This is a genomic window from Chryseobacterium gwangjuense (assembly GCF_021311115.1).
Taxonomy (GTDB): domain Bacteria; phylum Bacteroidota; class Bacteroidia; order Flavobacteriales; family Weeksellaceae; genus Chryseobacterium; species Chryseobacterium gwangjuense.
The window spans coordinates 727,632-743,442 of sequence record NZ_JAJTNP010000001.1; the positions used below are offsets into that span (position 1 = coordinate 727,632).

Consider the following 15,811-nt stretch of genomic DNA (forward strand, 5'->3'; position numbering starts at 1 on the left):
CAAAAATCATTCCAAAATTTGAATATGGGTTCCTTTTGTATGACTATTCATCTGCGGTGCATAATAATTTTGCATTGTAGTAATCCCATTTAAGAACTTTCCAGATGCATTGGCAACATAATCATATTCAAACACATATTTCCCTTTTGGCATATATTGAATATAGAAATTTGTAGACGCATCTTTAGTAGATTGATAATATCCTAAATTATTTTTCCACTGATATCCTGAAAGTACTTCTAAAGGTTCAAATCCCGCCGCTCTCATGTCTTTGATATGAATAAATTCCATAGGTCGATCCGTATTTAAAATCATTCTCACCGTTACTTTGTCACCAACTTTCAACGGAGTTTCAGAAGATATTTTCTGCAATTCTTCACCGTTTACTGTTTTTATTTTTTTGTACAGTTCTTTCGTAATTGAAATGTAGTTTTCAGAAGATTTTATTTTATCCAGATCTTCATAGTATTGCCAGAACAATCCCCCTTGAACAATTCCCGGACCTGGTTTTGTCACGGTTACTGTTGCTAGGTTTTTATCCACAACATCAGTTTTCACAGAAGATTTTACATATCCTGTTGCCTGAGTTTCTGGTTTCAGTTCTTTTCCACCCCAAACAATGGTTGCTTTATCGCTGTCCGCACTTGTCCATGCTTTTCCTGAGTTCAAGATGGTAAAAATAACTTCTGCTGTTCCTCTTGAGCTTCCCCATGAATTCACTTCTTTTTGGGTGATCAGCCAGATTTTCATGTCTTCGATGAATTTCTGGTCGTTTGGCTTTAAAGTATTGAAAGCTTCCAAAGCACCTGCATGATTCACTACTTTTGAACTGAACCAACCCCAGTCGTCCAGATTTTGCTTCCAGTAGACACCTTGTGTTTTTGAGTCTACAGAAGTTTCTTTTAGATAGGTCATTAATTTATTGGAAATATCTTTTAAACCATACTCATTCATCAATAAAGCAGCTCTGTGTAGTCCGAAGAAAGTAAAATCTGTAATTTTTGCAGTTTTCGCTATCTGCTTAACTAATGATTTCAAGGTTGCTCCTTTCCCTTTTAACGGATATTGTTTTTCCCAGTAATTTCTGGTATCCAGATAATCGATCGCCCAATTGCTCCAAGCATTATCTTTTTTCACATCCCAATATTTACTGATCTCATTGTCAACATATTTCACCAAATTTCCAACCAATTCTTTTTGTTCTGAACTTTGATAATCTTTCACATTATCTTTCAGCCATGCATTTATTTTTCCTAAGTTTTTAAGAATGTACAACGAAGTTGAGTAAGAACTCGGATAACCTTGATACCAAGAGAAACCGCCGTCCGGATTTTGCAGTTTTTTGAAATCATCCCAATCCCCCTGAATGGTATTTCGCATCGTATTGACATCAAATAAAAGCGATAGTTTAGCCATTTGTTCACTTTCATTTTTACTTTCCAATACCCAAGGAGTTTCTTCCAGCAACAGCTGTTTCAATTCCTGATTTTTTTCAAGATTCGAATTTAATAATCCTTTATTCTGATATTCTTCAAATACGGTTTTCATCTTTGGGTTTGCTTTGAAAATTTCTGAAGCTAAAACATCAGCAAACCATTTATTGAAGATCACATCGGCAGAATTATTCTGATCGTTTTTAAGACTCGGAAGCGCAAACATGATTTCCCAGATCGGATTAGTCGTCAGTTCCAAAGTATTTGAAACATTGGAAATCGTAGTTGAAGTTGCATTTTTAAGATTCTCAAGCTCAAAAGTTTTAGTCTCACCTTCTTTCACAAAAATAGGAAGGGCATCTGTCACTAACATTCTGTTAGGTAGAATAGCAACAGCTTTTTGCTCTCCGTCAGAATATTGTCCTGCTTTTGCCACCACTTTCAGAATAATTGAAGAAACATTATTCGGTACTTTGAGTTTCCATGTTAAAACAGAGTTTCCATTTTCATCTACTGAAAAAGCCTGCTCTTTATTATATCCCGAAACTGCAGTCAATGTACTCAGTCCAAATTTTTCTGAAATATCCTCGTTGGTAAAAGCGTCAAGAATCTGTAATTGAGCGGAACCATTGAGTTTTTTGTTTGTTAAATTTGACAGCTTAGACTGAAGATTAAGCTCATCTCCTTCTCTTAAAAATCTTGGATAATTTGGTGTTACGGAGAATTCTTTCTGAGTCACCACTTCTTTTTCCAATGTTGCCGCTCTAGCATCTTTTGTATGCGCAAGGAACATCAATTTCCATTTTGTAAGTGCTTCCGGAGAAGTGAACTCGAAGCTTACATTCCCTTCCGAATCTGTTTTTAAATCCGGATAGAAGAAAGCGGTTTCGTTGAGATTCTGACGAACCGGAACTTTACTCAAGTCAGCTTGTGGAGGAGTCTCCATTTTTGGAGCTTTTACCGCCTCAGGAACAACATTCTGAACAATATCTATCATAGCATCATCAACTCTTGCTTCTTTTGCCATTGCAACACTTCTTTTAGCACCTCCTATTGATGGTGGAGGTGGCGGAGTATACGCTGCAGCTTTTACCCCTTCTTGGTTCGAAAAGCCTGTAGTCGTTTCAAGCAGACGCTCATTCATCCACAATACACTTGAATCAAACCAATCAAAACCGGGAACTTCTACTTGCTCTCCGTTAATATATTCCAATCTTTTTTGATAATATTTTTGAAGAAGATATTGTCTGATATCATAAGAGGTTACGATTGAAGCCGGAACATAGAAATTATACCAGTTAAATTGATTGGCAGCAAACTTATCCAAAGACATATCATACATATTGGCCAATACTTCTGCATTTATTTTCTCTTTTCCATTGCCTAAAACCTTTACAGACCATTTTTCTTTTGAATTGGGCTGGATTTTATCCCTGAAAGTAATGGTTTCTATTTTTATTGACTTTTCTTCAGCATCTTTTATGTCAAGATTTACAGATTGTGTCTGAACATCATTAAATGCAACAATCTGAAACTGTACATTGAATGTTTGTACATTTTTATCTTTCGGAATTTCTGCCGTGTATTCCAGGATTCCGTTTTTAAACTGCTGAGTTTCAGAAATTGTTTTTCCCGATCCGTCCTGAACAAAAATATTCACCAAAGCATCAGGAATTGAAGAATACACATAAAAAACAGCCTTCTCTCCTCTTATAAATTCCTTTTTCGGCTCTAAAACCGTAAGGAATGTCTTTTGATTGGATGCTAAGGAATTTTTATTCCAAACACTGAAATTTTGGGCCGTTTTTATCGTGTCTTTCCCTTCAATATTATATAGTTCAAGCAAATATTCTCCTGCTTCCAACTTTCCAAGATCAAGAGATTCTTCATTACGGGTTGTTCCATTCAGAATAGCGGATGAAACTTTAAAGTTTTTCACCTCATCATTTTTATCATACAAATCGTGTGGAAATTTGCTGATGAATTCTTCTTTTGAATATTTCGGTAAATTCTGCACTTCAGCTTTAAAATTATTTCTAAAAATCCTGTCAGGAGATTGAAGTTTCGAAAGTTTTACCTGATAAGATTTTTTAAGGAGCTGTTCGTTGTAATTTTTGGTTTCAACCTTTACTTTTACATCTTCGCCTGAGAAAACATTTTGAATTCCTTCAGCTTGTATATAATGAGAAACCGAAGACACCTTCAGTTCCGTGTCTGCTGTTTGTGTTTCACCGTTAATATCAGTTACAGAAGCATTAATTTCATAATTATCAATTTGAATACCTTCCAGCTTTTCATCTTTTTTAAGATCAAGCTTGATGATAAATTCTCCCTTTTCATTAGTTTTTGCCTCTCCTAAAATCGAGTTTTCATTATCATTATCCTGTGGATACCAACTAAAATATCTCCAACGAATGTTTCGTTTTCTAATTTCATAGTTTACAGTCGTATTACTCAAAGCAACTCCGGAAAACATCATGGCTTTACCTTTCAGACTGATCGTTTGTCCGTATTTGTACTCCTCTTTTACAGGATCAAAAGTCACTTCAAATTTTGGTCTTTTATATTCTTCAACTCTGAAATTATGATATCCGTTGTTTTCTGAAGTTTTCAGATAAAAAGTTCCATTCAGTTTACCTTTCGGGAGCATAAAACTTCCATGATAAGAACCAAATTCATTGGTGGTAAACGTTTGTGAAGAAATTTCCTGACCGTTTGTGTCCTGAAGCGTAATTTTTTGTTGTAATCCTGCTACAACAGATTCAATTTCTTGATCACGCTGAGTGTTTATTACTTTAAAATAAACGGTTTGTCCCGGTCTGTAAATCGCTCGGTCTGTAAAAATCTGAGCTTTACTCGTCTTGGTTTGTTTATTTTGATTGGTAGCCTCAGCATATCTGTTTCCATAAATTTCCATCATCTGGAAACTATTGGTATTTGGCTGCCTGATTAAAAAAGTTCTGTAATATTCTTTATTGGCTGTCGTCGGAAATCTGAAAACACCTTTATCATCGGTTTTACCGTCAGTTTTAGTTAATGTTTTATTCGTAACGAATTCATAAAAGGTAAGATTCTGATTAACCGCCGGTTTTCCGTTTTCGCTACTCACTAATTTCAGTTCATCTGACAACGGATTTCTATCTGTTTTTTTCTGATAAATAATTTTGTTATCGGAAACAAAAAAATAAAAATCCTTTTCATCATCACTATCCTTATTATTAATTCCCGTCACAGAATATTCTGCAACATAAATTCCGGAAGGCAATGATTTTATTTCTAAAGACGTTTTATGCGTTTTAAAATCTTTGGGATCCTCTAATGTATAAGCTTCTTTTCTGACAAGACTTTTTTTAATTTTATCAAATGTATTGCCGTAAGAATTTCTTGCATATTGTAAAAAAGAAGTCAAATCATCTTTCACTTCATAGATATTGATTGAGAAAGCAGCAACATTTTTGTATTCAGCTACAAAATGAATAGGTTTATTACTTTGGGTCTGTTGCTCATATTTAATATTAAAAAAAGGATTAAGAATTTGATTTTCCTTATTTTTAATATTATCAATAAAAGGAGATTTGGGATATTGAGTTTTTGCCTGATTAATGAATTCAAATGCTTCTTTTTCTTTATTTTTATTAATCAGTTCTTCAAGAATATCATCAATAATTAACACTTTATAATCACCGCTAACTTCAGATTTTAAAAGAGTCTGAAGCTGTTCCAACTTATCTTTACATCTGTTAAAATCACAATTGTCCTGCAATTTTTTGTGCATGAAATACAACTTGGAATTCCCTGTATTCTGAGCGATTAATTCATCATAAACACCGTTGATATGGGTATGATTTACATCCAGTTCATTTTTCGTAAAAAGATCATTATTAGAAAGAAAATCTATTTTTTTTACAGAATACCAATCCCATAATGTAGGGAAATAGGAAATATACTCATTATACGAAAAAACATTCTCATACTTTTTAAGAGCTATTTTTCTTATTTCTCCTTTTTGCTGATCTAGTTCCTGATAGTTTTTATCTAAATAATTTTTAAAATCAAGTGTACTCCAGGTTTCAATTTCAGAAGTGTTCTGAGAATTGATATTGGTACGACCGCCAATCTCCCATGAATGTTCTTTATAGTAATCCATGAGAAAACCATTGAGCAGCACCTCAAATACAACTTTATCTTCTCCTTTTAATTGTTTCTGAACTCCTTGCAGTTTTTTAAAAAGCTGGCTTACAGAATTATTTTTCTCATCATCCCTCGTTTGGTTTACGATGCTGAATTCTGCTTTTAAAGACTGTATAAGCTGTAAAATGTTATTTTCTTTCATCGCCTGTTTTTGTATGTCTAAAATGATGGGAAGACTCGATTTGTAAATGCCTTTCTGGGAATTGGCAGCTACTTTTTTCCACTGTTCGTCATAATATTTCTGGGCAAAAGCAACAGAAAAATTCAGCAAAAGAAGCAAAAGCAGAAAAATCTTGGTTTTTTTTTTCATAAATGTTATTTTTGATCAATGAACTTTTTAAAAATACTGAAAAAATCCGTCATCGACAGTCAATTGTATGTGTCTTTAATGGGAACTCTTTTTGCAGTGTTTTTCATGGAAGAGCAAAATACATTCCGTTTGCCCAGTGTTATCCTAATTTTCATCACCTATTTCAGCGGTTATCTTTATACGAAGTATCAGTGCACCAAACATTTTTTTAAAATTTTAATTGTAAACGGTTTAGCAGGTATTACCTGTGCATTTTTAATCTACCATAATCACAATGAAATAAGGCTATTAAAATGGTTTGTGATTGTTATTTTAGGACTTCTTTACAATAGTTTTTTCCTCGATGTTTACATCCGTAAGATTCCGTTTTTAAAAGTATTTTATGTAGGTTTAGTCTGGGCTCTGGTGAACTGTTGGCTAACTTTACCTGAATTTAGTGTTCCCATATTTTTTATCAGTTTATTTTTTATTACAGCATTAGTTTTACCATTTGATATTCGGGATATGAAGCGAGATACCGTTCAGACCTTCCCTATGTTGGTTGGGGTTCAAAACACGAAATACATTGCTTATTTACTGATTTTTGTGAGTAATATTCTATCGATATTGTATTTGACTCCTCATTACTCCATTCCGTTTTTTCTATCGAGTGTGATCTCCTATATTTTTATTTATTTTTCTGAAAATGAGAGAAGTGATGCTTATTTTTCATTCGGAGTAGAAACCTGTTCTGCACTTCCTTTTTTATTTCTACTAATAATGGAGTATTTTTGACGAATGATTATTAAGAAACTTTCCCTGTACAATTTCAAAAACCATTCTGAAAAGAAATTTGAATTTTCACCACAAATCAATTGTTTTGTGGGAAATAACGGTGTGGGAAAAACCAATATTCTTGATGCCTTGCATTATCTTTCTGTCGGGAAAAGCTTTTTAGGAAACACTGATTTGAATAACATTCTGAAAGACGAGGATTTCTTCACCATTGATGCTGAAATTCAAAACGATGACAGTGAAGACAGCATCAAAATTCTTCAGCCTAAAGAAGCCAAAAAAGTCATTAAAAAAAATGACAAAAGCTATGATAGAATGGCAGATCATATCGGATATTTGCCAAGTGTGATGATTTCTCCTTATGATTCCAATTTAATTTCAGATTCCGGCGAAAGCAGAAGAAAATTTCTGGATGCTATGATTTCTCAGACCGATTCTGAATATCTTTTTGATCTCATTCAATATCAAAAGACGGTTCAGCAGAGAAATGCATTGCTAAAATACTTCGCTAAAAATCGGATTTGGGATAAAGATTCATTGGAAATTTATGATGATCCGATTTCTAAATTCGGAACTAAAATTTTTGAAAAAAGACGAACTTTTGTTGAAAAGCTGAATCCTATTGTTCAAAATTTTTATCAGATTATTTCCGGAGGAAAAGAAACGGTTTCTGTCATTTATGAATCTCATTTATTGGGTGATACTTTTGAAAATTTATTAAAGGAAAGCCTGGAAAGAGATAGAATGTTGACATACACCTCAAAAGGCATTCATAAAGACGATCTTTTGTTTGAAATGGATTCTGTCTTAATCAAGAAAACAGGTTCGCAAGGTCAGCAAAAATCATTTTTAATCTCCTTGAAACTGGCACAAATGAGCTTAGTAAAGGAATTAACCAATAAAACGCCCATTCTATTATTAGACGACATTTTTGACAAACTGGATGATCACAGAGTTTCTCAACTGATTGAACTGGTAAATCAGGAGAATTTCGGACAGATTTTTATTACGGATACTCACAGAGAACGTACGGAAAGTGTGGTGAAAAAGATTAATGAAGAGAGTATAATTTTTGAGATATAATTGGAATTCGAGATGCGGGATTCGGGATACGAGTTCTGGTTAAGAATTTTCTATTGATTTAGTTATCAATATTTAAGAATAATAAATAAACACACCTATGAGTTACAAAAATTTAGACATCTACAAAATAGCTTTTGGTTTATTTATAAAAACACATAAAGCCTTTTTCCTGCTCCCAAAACATGAATTACATGAGTTGGAACGAAAATAACGTTTAAATTATTATAAAGTTCTTTAACTCGAACCTCACACCCCGAAACCCATACCTCACTTATGAAAAAGAAAAAACGCGAATTTCAATCCTCAGAACTGGTAAAATCTTTTGCCAGAATTCATGGTTTTGAACATAAATTAGTCGCTTTTGAAATCAAAGATTTTCTGGAAGAGTATCTTGATGAAGGACTCTTCCGTGAAATAAAAAGTGTGAATATTGAAGACCGTTGCGTGATTATAAAAATCAATTCACCGTTATTGAAGCACGATTTTCAGCTTCGTAAAAGTTTTTTTCTAAAAAAATTCCAGGCTCAGTTTGGGGAAGAAAAATTTAATGATCTTCAGATTTTGTAATGGTGTTATTTCTTAAATCATCCGCTTTCTGATCTAGTTTTGAACGTAACGGAATAAAAAACCTCAACGGATTCTTTAAAAAGTACCTGAAAATCTCTTTATAAATTTCACCTACCTGACCAAAGTTCAATTTTCTTGATCTGAATGCTAAAAACATCGAAAGGGTAAAACTTACCAAAAAATTAAAAAATCCGATAAGGAAAACGGTAACAAAGGAAAGCCAAAATGCATTGGATCCTATTGAAAAATCTTTTCCATAAAGACCTAATGCAAAATTTCCGGCAGCAAATGTGATATGTCGAATATCCAGATCGAGTCCCAAGAATAATCCTACAGGCGCAGTGGCCCCCAGAAAGACCCCAAACCAAAAATTAGATACAATTCCCGGCCAGTTTTTAGCATAATATTTTGAAAGGCCTTTAGCAAATTTCTTCCCAAAGAATTTTCTGATGGACAGATTTTTGGCAATACGCTCAGGAATCTGATAAAAGACTGAATTATTACCAATATTTCCCGAAATAATTCCCGAAATAAAAAGATAGAATCCGGCAATACTCGCATGTAAAATGGCTTTCGACTCGAACGGATCGAGATCTTTAAGCAATTTATCCGCTTTGTTTACCGCCATATTCTGAGAAGTAAATACGTCTAATCCATAAATAATAATCAATGCAATCGGAAATGAAAGTAACACATTTCCTACAAAAGCAATAAACTGACTTCTGAATAACTGTGAAACAAGATGGGCAAATTCTGTATTATTTTTTGTACCGCCACCTTCTTCAGAAAGCACCTTAGTCATCGTAGCCGCCGTCATTGCAGGTTGTTTGGTAGCCAACGTAAAGCCCATCAGGTAGATCATGATAAATCCCATTGCATAATTCATGGAATATAAAAAAGCATGGAAAAAATCGCTTCCTGGGAAATATCCATAAAGCATTTTTAATACACATAAAGCTCCTACAATGATCCCTCCTCCACTTGCTTTATAGAACATTTTCACATATTCTTTACGCGAAGAAGTGATATAATGACTTCCGGTTTCTGCTGTATGATTGGTAATAAGGTGAGAGAGCAGTCTTGTACTGTCGTTAATAAGCTCAGAAATATTATTTTTATGTGATTTATACCTTAAAATATTAAATATCAATTGCTTAGAATTAACAAAAACATCTTCTTCTTTATCAATCACCAATAACTGAACGATTTCGTAAATTCTGTTAGTTTGCTGACTGATTTTTAACAGAGACTGGTTAATTTTACCAGAAATACCATATTTAGAAGAGTTTTTAAAGGCGATATTCACAAATTCCAGACACTGCTCTGCATAAATTTTTATCTGCTTGTATCGGCTGTCTTTGGAATGAAGCTGCAGCGCCGGGTTATTTTCCAGTTCTTCGGCAAGTCCTTCCAATTCATTTTGCAATGCCAAAAAAGGATTATCAAAATTTCTGTATTCAGGTGCCATTCTTACAACTTCCACTTCCATTGCCATTCCGGTCGCACGCCAGGAAAGAATATTCATGGCAAAAATCATTTCTTTTTTTACCGCTGGCTGGGTAATAAAGTCTGATGCATCAAGAATATTTAAAAATTCATCTACTTCATTCTCGGGAAGATTCTGAAAATATTCCAAGTCTTTTTTAGGTCTCAGGCTTACATTATCAATCATAAACCACACCGTTTTTTCATTTTCTACGGGTGGTAAGATTTTATTTAAGATTCTTTTTTTAAGTTCAGGAAAGAAGGAATTTTCGGATAAAATATTGGCCTCTGTTAACGATAAATTAAAAGGTCTTCCTTCAAAAATATTATGGATGTAATATTTAAAGTGTTCTGTAAGTTCAGGATTGCTTTTAAAAAAATTGAGCACATCTGTAAAGTCTGCTCTTTTTACACCCTCTAAAAAGTCCGCAAACGGCTCTAGAGAAAGGGTTTCGTTCTTAAAGGAAAAATATTTTTTAAGAACAGACTCAAAGTTTGTGCTGGAATTAAAAAGCTTCATTAGTACAAAGATACTAAACTTGTTTAAACTTCTTAAAAACTAAAAAATACAAAAACTTTATCTATTTTATAACAAGCCGGATTTTAATATTGATTATTTCAGACTTACATTCCTCATTTGTCTCATGATCCAGTTGTGTTTCTTGGTCAGATATGGTGAAGGATTTTTAGGATCATATTTCTTAGGATTTGGCAAAACAGCAGCAATCCAAGCCGCTTCAGAAGTTGTAAGATCTTTTGAAGATTTTCCGAAATAATATTTTGAGGCAGCTTCTATTCCAAAAACTCCCTGCCCCATTTCGATCGAGTTTAAATATCTCTCCAAAATAACATCTTTGCTCCAAACTTTTTCAATAATAAAGGTATAAACGGCTTCCAAGCCTTTTCTTAACCAGCTTCTACCCTGCCACAGAAAAATATTTTTTGCCGTCTGCTGTGAAATTGTACTTCCTCCTCTTATTTTTTTCCCTTTTTCATTGTGTTTCATCGCTTTTTCGATTGCTGTATAATCAAAACCATCGTGTACAAAAAACTTTTGATCTTCAGAAGCAATGACTGCTTTCTTTACTTTATCTCCCATTTCATCATAAGAAACATAGTCTCTCTGAAGTTTTCCATATTCCAAAATACCTCCGATCTGTGTAATCGTAATGGGCGGATTGAAAAATCTTCCCCAAACGATAAATAATACATTCAGAATAAGAACAATAAAAATAATCTGTTTAATTTTTTTCCACATAAGTTCTAAAAAAGAAGCACAAAAATAAATAAATCTATCGAGTTATTGTAACTCTTTCATATAAGTAAGCTTATAATTTGGCAATAATTCAGGATGAAAAATTTTAATATAATCTTTCAGCACCCAATCTGCCCTTACAATACCGCTTTCGAAAAAGTCATTGGCTTTTTGCCTTTCTCTTCCTGCAATTCCGTATACTTTTCCTGTATTGAAAACATCCAGCTTTCCATAGAAAGGATTCATATTCAGCATCTCTTTTTTTGAAGCATGGTTTCCAGCATTGACCCAGTATTTTACTCCTTTAGATTTTGAAAATACTTCCTCAAAACTCATCGTCATCGCTTTTTCGTCAGTATTATCCTTTACAATATATTGGGCATTGGCATCTGAAATAAAATTGGCTACAGAAGTTTTTCCTCCCGGAAGATACCAAACATCTCCATACATTTCATTGGCCAAAACCATAGGTTTTTCTGTTGATTTTAGAGCTAATTCCTTGAGTTCATTATAATTTTTTTCTATTTCTGAATATTTGGCTTCAGCCGCTTTTTCCATTCCGAAAAGTTTTCCGAAAAGTTTCAGATAAGCTGCTTTCTCCAGCGGTTTCTGTTCGTTGTATTCATCTAAAAAAATAACCTGAATCCCATTATTTTTCAATAACTGATAGGTATTATCAAAACTGGCAATATGATTGGTGAAGATGGCATCCGGTTGTAATGAAATAATTTTTTCCACATCATACTTCTGCTCATTGCCTACATTTTTAATCTGCCCTTCTTTTAATTTTCTCTGAATATTTTCAGAAAAAATATATTCCGGACTTGAAACACCAATGATTAGATCTTCCGCCCCCAACTCAGCAATATAGCCTGCCATACTCGCATTCAGTAAAACAACTTTCTTAAAAGGAATTTGGTTTTTCTTAAAATCGTAGGTAAAATTACCCGATTTTACTTTTAAAATATCTCCGTTTTCACTATACTGTACATATTTTGAAATCGAAGTTCCTTGTGAGGGTGAAATTTTTGGTTCTCTTTTACAAGAGATTAGCGCACAAATCGCGAATATTAGAAAAAATCTTGGTTTCATCTTTCAAAGAAAAGAAAAAAGCGCTATATTTGCAAACCTTTAAACAATAAGGAAACAACGGCCTCGTGGCGCAACTGAATAGCGCATCTGATTACGGCTCAGAAGGTTACAGGTTTGAATCCTGTCGAGGTCACAAGACCGACATTTGAAGATTTTACTCTTCGATGTCGGTTTTTTTTATTTCCTAATCCGTTGTTATACTGGTAGATACACTGAGCAACAATATTCATTTTAGGTGTTTGAAAACTTTTTCCGTCAAATTCGACTTTTTGGGGAAATATCAAACACCCTATCGTCCTTTTTGTTTGTAGATCTCCCTGCTGATAAAGGTTTGCAAGGTTTTCAATCCCGTCTAGTGCATTTTCTATTTTTGTTCTAATGTCAAGCTCCTTGCTATCCGAAACCATTTGCTGAAGTTCCTGTTCCAATTGTTCAATTTGTGATTTTGTGATCCTTTTGATCTCTTTATAATCCTCTTCATCTAATTTATCGACAAGATACTTATCTCTTGCATTAGCAACCTTTTCATTGAGTAAATTGATCTCTTTTGAAATTGACTTTCTTTTAGCTTCTACATCATAGGTGAATTGTTTATAATTGTCTAAAAGTATCTCCTTCATAAGTTCTTTGATGATCGGATTGTATTCCAGTTTAGAAATTTCAAGCTCAAAGAGTTCATTTAACTTATCAGAGTCAAATCTAAATCCGCATTTATAATGGCAATGATAGTAATAATAGGTTTTAGACTTTCCTTTTGCACCGCTTGCTGTAAGATTCTTTCCACACCTTGGACAGACCAGAAGGCCTCTAAGGGGAAAGCGCTCGTTTCCAAGAACTCTTCCACCAGGACCCTCTACTTTTCTTTTTTTGTCCATAATGTGTTGAACCTGATTAAACAATCGTTCGCTAATCAATGCCTCATGTTTTCCTTCAGTGTAATAAGCTTCCTCTTGTTTATAGTCTTCAATATAGATCTTCCCGCAGTAAACCGGATTTCTCATCGCTTTGGCGAAAGCGCTTCTTGACATTGAGACTCCCTCTCTTTTATTCATTTGCAACCTTACATGGTCGGCAGGAATATGACCTTTGGAAATCTCATTGAATGCCCAGATAATATTGGAAGCCTCCGGATCCTTAATGGCAATATACTTTTTACCATCTTCATGACTTCTGTTGATATATCCATAAGGAGCTATTCCCATCAGTCGCCCTTCTTTCTTTGCTCTCCTCATTCCATGGAAAGTATTTAATGCTCTTCTGTCATTTTCCACCTCAGGAGTAGATAAATAAATAGCCAACATTAATTTATTTTCAGGAACTGACATATCCAAAGGCTGCTCAATGGCTTGGGGAATAACGTGATTTTTTTGGAGCAAACTGATCATTTGATAGGCATCACCGGTATTACGACTAAATCGATCCCACTTTGTAAATAGAACCAAACTGCTTTTATGGCTCTTCTTTTTAATTTCGAGAAGATACTTTTTCCACTCAGGACGTTCAAAGCTTTTAGCTGAATGGTCTTCATAGATTACTCTATTAATGGAAATATCATTGTTTGCACAATATCTGCGTAATCTTTCGTCCTGATCTCTTTGAGAATATCCTTTTTCCGCCTGCTCATCAGTGGAAACTCTTATATATAGATCTGCTATTATCATTATTATGATGATTTCGTTAAAAATTAATTTTAGGGAGTAAACAATTAAAAATCGTTACAGTAGAAATTCATCATTCTAATATTTTACTAAAATACGAATAATCAATCAGATGTAAAAAATTCTTTGAGCGTAAGTTTTACAATAATGTATATAAATTCCATAATTTCTTCTGATTGTTCTTCGTTAATATTATAACCAGCTGTTCTAAGGATTTCTAAAGCTTTATCGGGAGGAATTTTCTTTAGCTTTATTGCTGGAATATATTTTTTAATATCGTGCTGAGATACGGGTTGATTCTTGGATCTATATTTCTTCATAACAATCTCATCAAGAATTTTATCTCGACAGAAATAATTTAGATAAAAGTTAGTCTAAGATTTAATATTGTCTTCTAAAGTCATAGAATGTCTTTGATCTTCATTAAGATTATTATAATTAGATCTAAGGACACACTACAAAGGCTAAATTAAGAACAGCTAAAATCAATCTTCCCAGATAATACTTAAAGCTTTATTTCTATGGGGAATACAATGCTCATAAAATGATCGGTTTGTATCATAATCTCTCACATTATTAAACCAATCCATCGCCCATACTTTTTCTGTTTTATAAACATCTCGCAGATTGGATTTGGAAAAATACTCACCTACGACTGTATTTTCAGGAATTTTTTTTTCATTCAGTAACCATTTGTAGGGAAAGTCATCACTTTCTAATTTCCATTTAACCAATCCGTTTTCAACGTAAACAATCATAATAGGGTGATTTCCTATTTGAGCAAATCTAAAAGCACAGGCAGTAATACTTACATTATATAGGGTTGCAAGATTTTGAATTAACTCATAATTAAACTTTTTCCTGAAAATTTCATCCTTAAATCTTGATTCAGGCATAAGTAAACAAGAAGCAAAATAGTCAGCCTCTCTTTCTATAGTGTCAAATTGTTTTTTATTAGTATTTGAAGAGTGTGGGACAAGAATACCTTTTTGTAATCCTACTCTATGAGCATCAATAAAATAATGCCCAAGTTCGTGAGCCAATGTGAAACGTCCTCGTGTAGAATCTTTCCTATTTCCACTATCAGTGTTGAGATGAACGTAGAATTTACGATTTTGATATACAGTCATACCATCGAAAGTACCTGTTTCATATCCATCATAAAATAATTCTAAACCTTCATCTTGTGCAATCTTATCTACAGGAGTCAATTTCTCATCATATTGTAAAGCAATAAATTCGGCTAACTCCTTTATATGACTTAAAGGCGTATTATTTATCATTTTTCTTGTGATTTGCCTTCATTTTATCTATAATATGTTGAGGGAGGGCATTACCCTTTCTTGCAACCATTCTTAGTTCTTCAATCTCATTATCTAACGCTTCAGTACTTTCAGATTTAATATTTTTAAGTTTTTGAATACCTCTTTTAATAATATCTTCAGGAGAATTCCAATCGCTTGGAGTCTCGTTGTAAATAGGGTTGAGTGATTCGAATACCTCAACCTCCTTTTCTGTTTCTGGAAAAAGTAACCCTTTAGCCTGTAATAAGTTTCTTATGCTATTTTTATTTGACATTCTTTAAAGGTTTTAATTGAGTGTGTTGAGTTATATAATCAATAATTTTTTTTTCGCTTCTTTCACGTATTTTACGAATATTAACTTTAGTTGTTGCATGCATTTCACACAATAAATCTAAAGTATCAGAAGGTGTTTTTTTACCGTCTTCATAATATAAATAAATTGTTAACAGTATATGCCTATCTCTCTCTGATAAAGTATTTAATGCATCATTTAGTACTTTCATATTTGCACTTTCAAAAACTTCTAAAGGTAGTTCATTGTAAATTCCAGTGATATTGACCACCCAATTCCAATTTAAAGTGATCATGTAATTTCAGATTAAATTGACCACCCTTTTTTTGATAAAAACTACTGTTTTTTATGTGTCAATTAGTATTCA

Annotated in this window: 12 protein-coding genes and 1 tRNA gene; 4 read left to right on the forward strand and 9 right to left on the reverse strand. The window is 33.4% G+C overall.

The genetic code is table 11. From position 1 onward, the window contains the following. Nucleotides 1–6 precede the first annotated feature (6 nt). Nucleotides 7–5,934, reverse strand: a complete 5,928-nt coding sequence (locus LV842_RS03350; protein ID WP_233110041.1) for an alpha-2-macroglobulin family protein — start codon at nucleotides 5,932–5,934, stop codon at nucleotides 7–9. Between the two features lie 18 nt (nucleotides 5,935–5,952). Between LV842_RS03350 and LV842_RS03355 the strand changes: the two genes are divergently transcribed. The 3 genes from LV842_RS03355 to LV842_RS03365 all read left to right on the forward strand — a co-directional run bounded on the left by LV842_RS03355 (nucleotide 5,953) and on the right by LV842_RS03365 (nucleotide 8,358). Further along, entirely contained in the window at nucleotides 5,953–6,708 is a 756-nt protein-coding gene (locus LV842_RS03355; protein ID WP_233110042.1) for a UbiA prenyltransferase family protein, read from the forward strand. Between the two features lie 3 nt (nucleotides 6,709–6,711). Then, entirely contained in the window at nucleotides 6,712–7,791 is a 1,080-nt protein-coding gene (gene recF / locus LV842_RS03360; protein WP_233110043.1) for a DNA replication/repair protein RecF, read from the forward strand. A 273-nt stretch (nucleotides 7,792–8,064) separates the two neighbouring features. Beyond that, nucleotides 8,065–8,358: a hypothetical protein gene (locus LV842_RS03365; RefSeq protein ID WP_233110044.1), complete on the forward strand. Its 294-nt coding sequence runs from the start codon at nucleotides 8,065–8,067 to the stop codon at nucleotides 8,356–8,358. On the opposite strand, the gene LV842_RS03370 is transcribed toward LV842_RS03365, so the two are convergent. From LV842_RS03370 to LV842_RS03380, 3 genes are all read right to left on the reverse strand, one after another. After that, nucleotides 8,336–10,363, reverse strand: a complete 2,028-nt coding sequence (locus tag LV842_RS03370) for a site-specific recombinase (protein ID WP_233110045.1) — start codon at nucleotides 10,361–10,363, stop codon at nucleotides 8,336–8,338. The two genes, LV842_RS03365 and LV842_RS03370, sit on opposite strands and share 23 nt — an antisense overlap. Nucleotides 10,364–10,456: 93 nt before the next feature. Further along, a complete protein-coding gene (mtgA, locus tag LV842_RS03375) occupies nucleotides 10,457–11,101 on the reverse strand; it encodes a monofunctional biosynthetic peptidoglycan transglycosylase (protein ID WP_233110046.1) in 645 nt (214 codons plus the stop codon). A gap of 42 nt (nucleotides 11,102–11,143) precedes the next feature. After that, a complete protein-coding gene (locus LV842_RS03380) occupies nucleotides 11,144–12,190 on the reverse strand; it encodes an ABC transporter substrate-binding protein (protein ID WP_233110047.1) in 1,047 nt (348 codons plus the stop codon). Nucleotides 12,191–12,249: 59 nt separating this feature from the next. Between LV842_RS03380 and LV842_RS03385 the strand changes: the two genes are divergently transcribed. Continuing rightward, nucleotides 12,250–12,323 (forward strand) — tRNA-Arg (locus tag LV842_RS03385). On the opposite strand, the gene LV842_RS03390 is transcribed toward LV842_RS03385, so the two are convergent. From LV842_RS03390 to LV842_RS03410, 5 genes are all read right to left on the reverse strand, one after another. Further along, the gene (locus LV842_RS03390) at nucleotides 12,289–13,851 is read right to left on the reverse strand and encodes a recombinase family protein (RefSeq protein ID WP_233110048.1); all 1,563 of its coding nucleotides are present in this window, start codon (nucleotides 13,849–13,851) and stop codon (nucleotides 12,289–12,291) included. The two genes, LV842_RS03385 and LV842_RS03390, sit on opposite strands and share 35 nt — an antisense overlap. A gap of 101 nt (nucleotides 13,852–13,952) precedes the next feature. Next, on the reverse strand, nucleotides 13,953–14,168 hold the full coding sequence (locus tag LV842_RS03395; protein ID WP_233110049.1) for a hypothetical protein: 216 nt from the start codon (nucleotides 14,166–14,168) through the stop codon (nucleotides 13,953–13,955). A 165-nt stretch (nucleotides 14,169–14,333) separates the two neighbouring features. Further along, the gene (locus LV842_RS03400; protein ID WP_233110050.1) at nucleotides 14,334–15,131 is read right to left on the reverse strand and encodes an ImmA/IrrE family metallo-endopeptidase; all 798 of its coding nucleotides are present in this window, start codon (nucleotides 15,129–15,131) and stop codon (nucleotides 14,334–14,336) included. Beyond that, nucleotides 15,121–15,426 (reverse strand): hypothetical protein, encoded by a 306-nt coding sequence (locus LV842_RS03405; protein WP_233110051.1) that lies wholly within the window; start codon nucleotides 15,424–15,426, stop codon nucleotides 15,121–15,123. The genes LV842_RS03400 and LV842_RS03405 overlap by 11 nt, the downstream gene beginning before the upstream one ends. Continuing rightward, nucleotides 15,416–15,739 (reverse strand): hypothetical protein, encoded by a 324-nt coding sequence (locus LV842_RS03410; protein ID WP_233110052.1) that lies wholly within the window; start codon nucleotides 15,737–15,739, stop codon nucleotides 15,416–15,418. The genes LV842_RS03405 and LV842_RS03410 overlap by 11 nt, the downstream gene beginning before the upstream one ends. Between the last annotated feature and the right edge of the window lie 72 nt (nucleotides 15,740–15,811).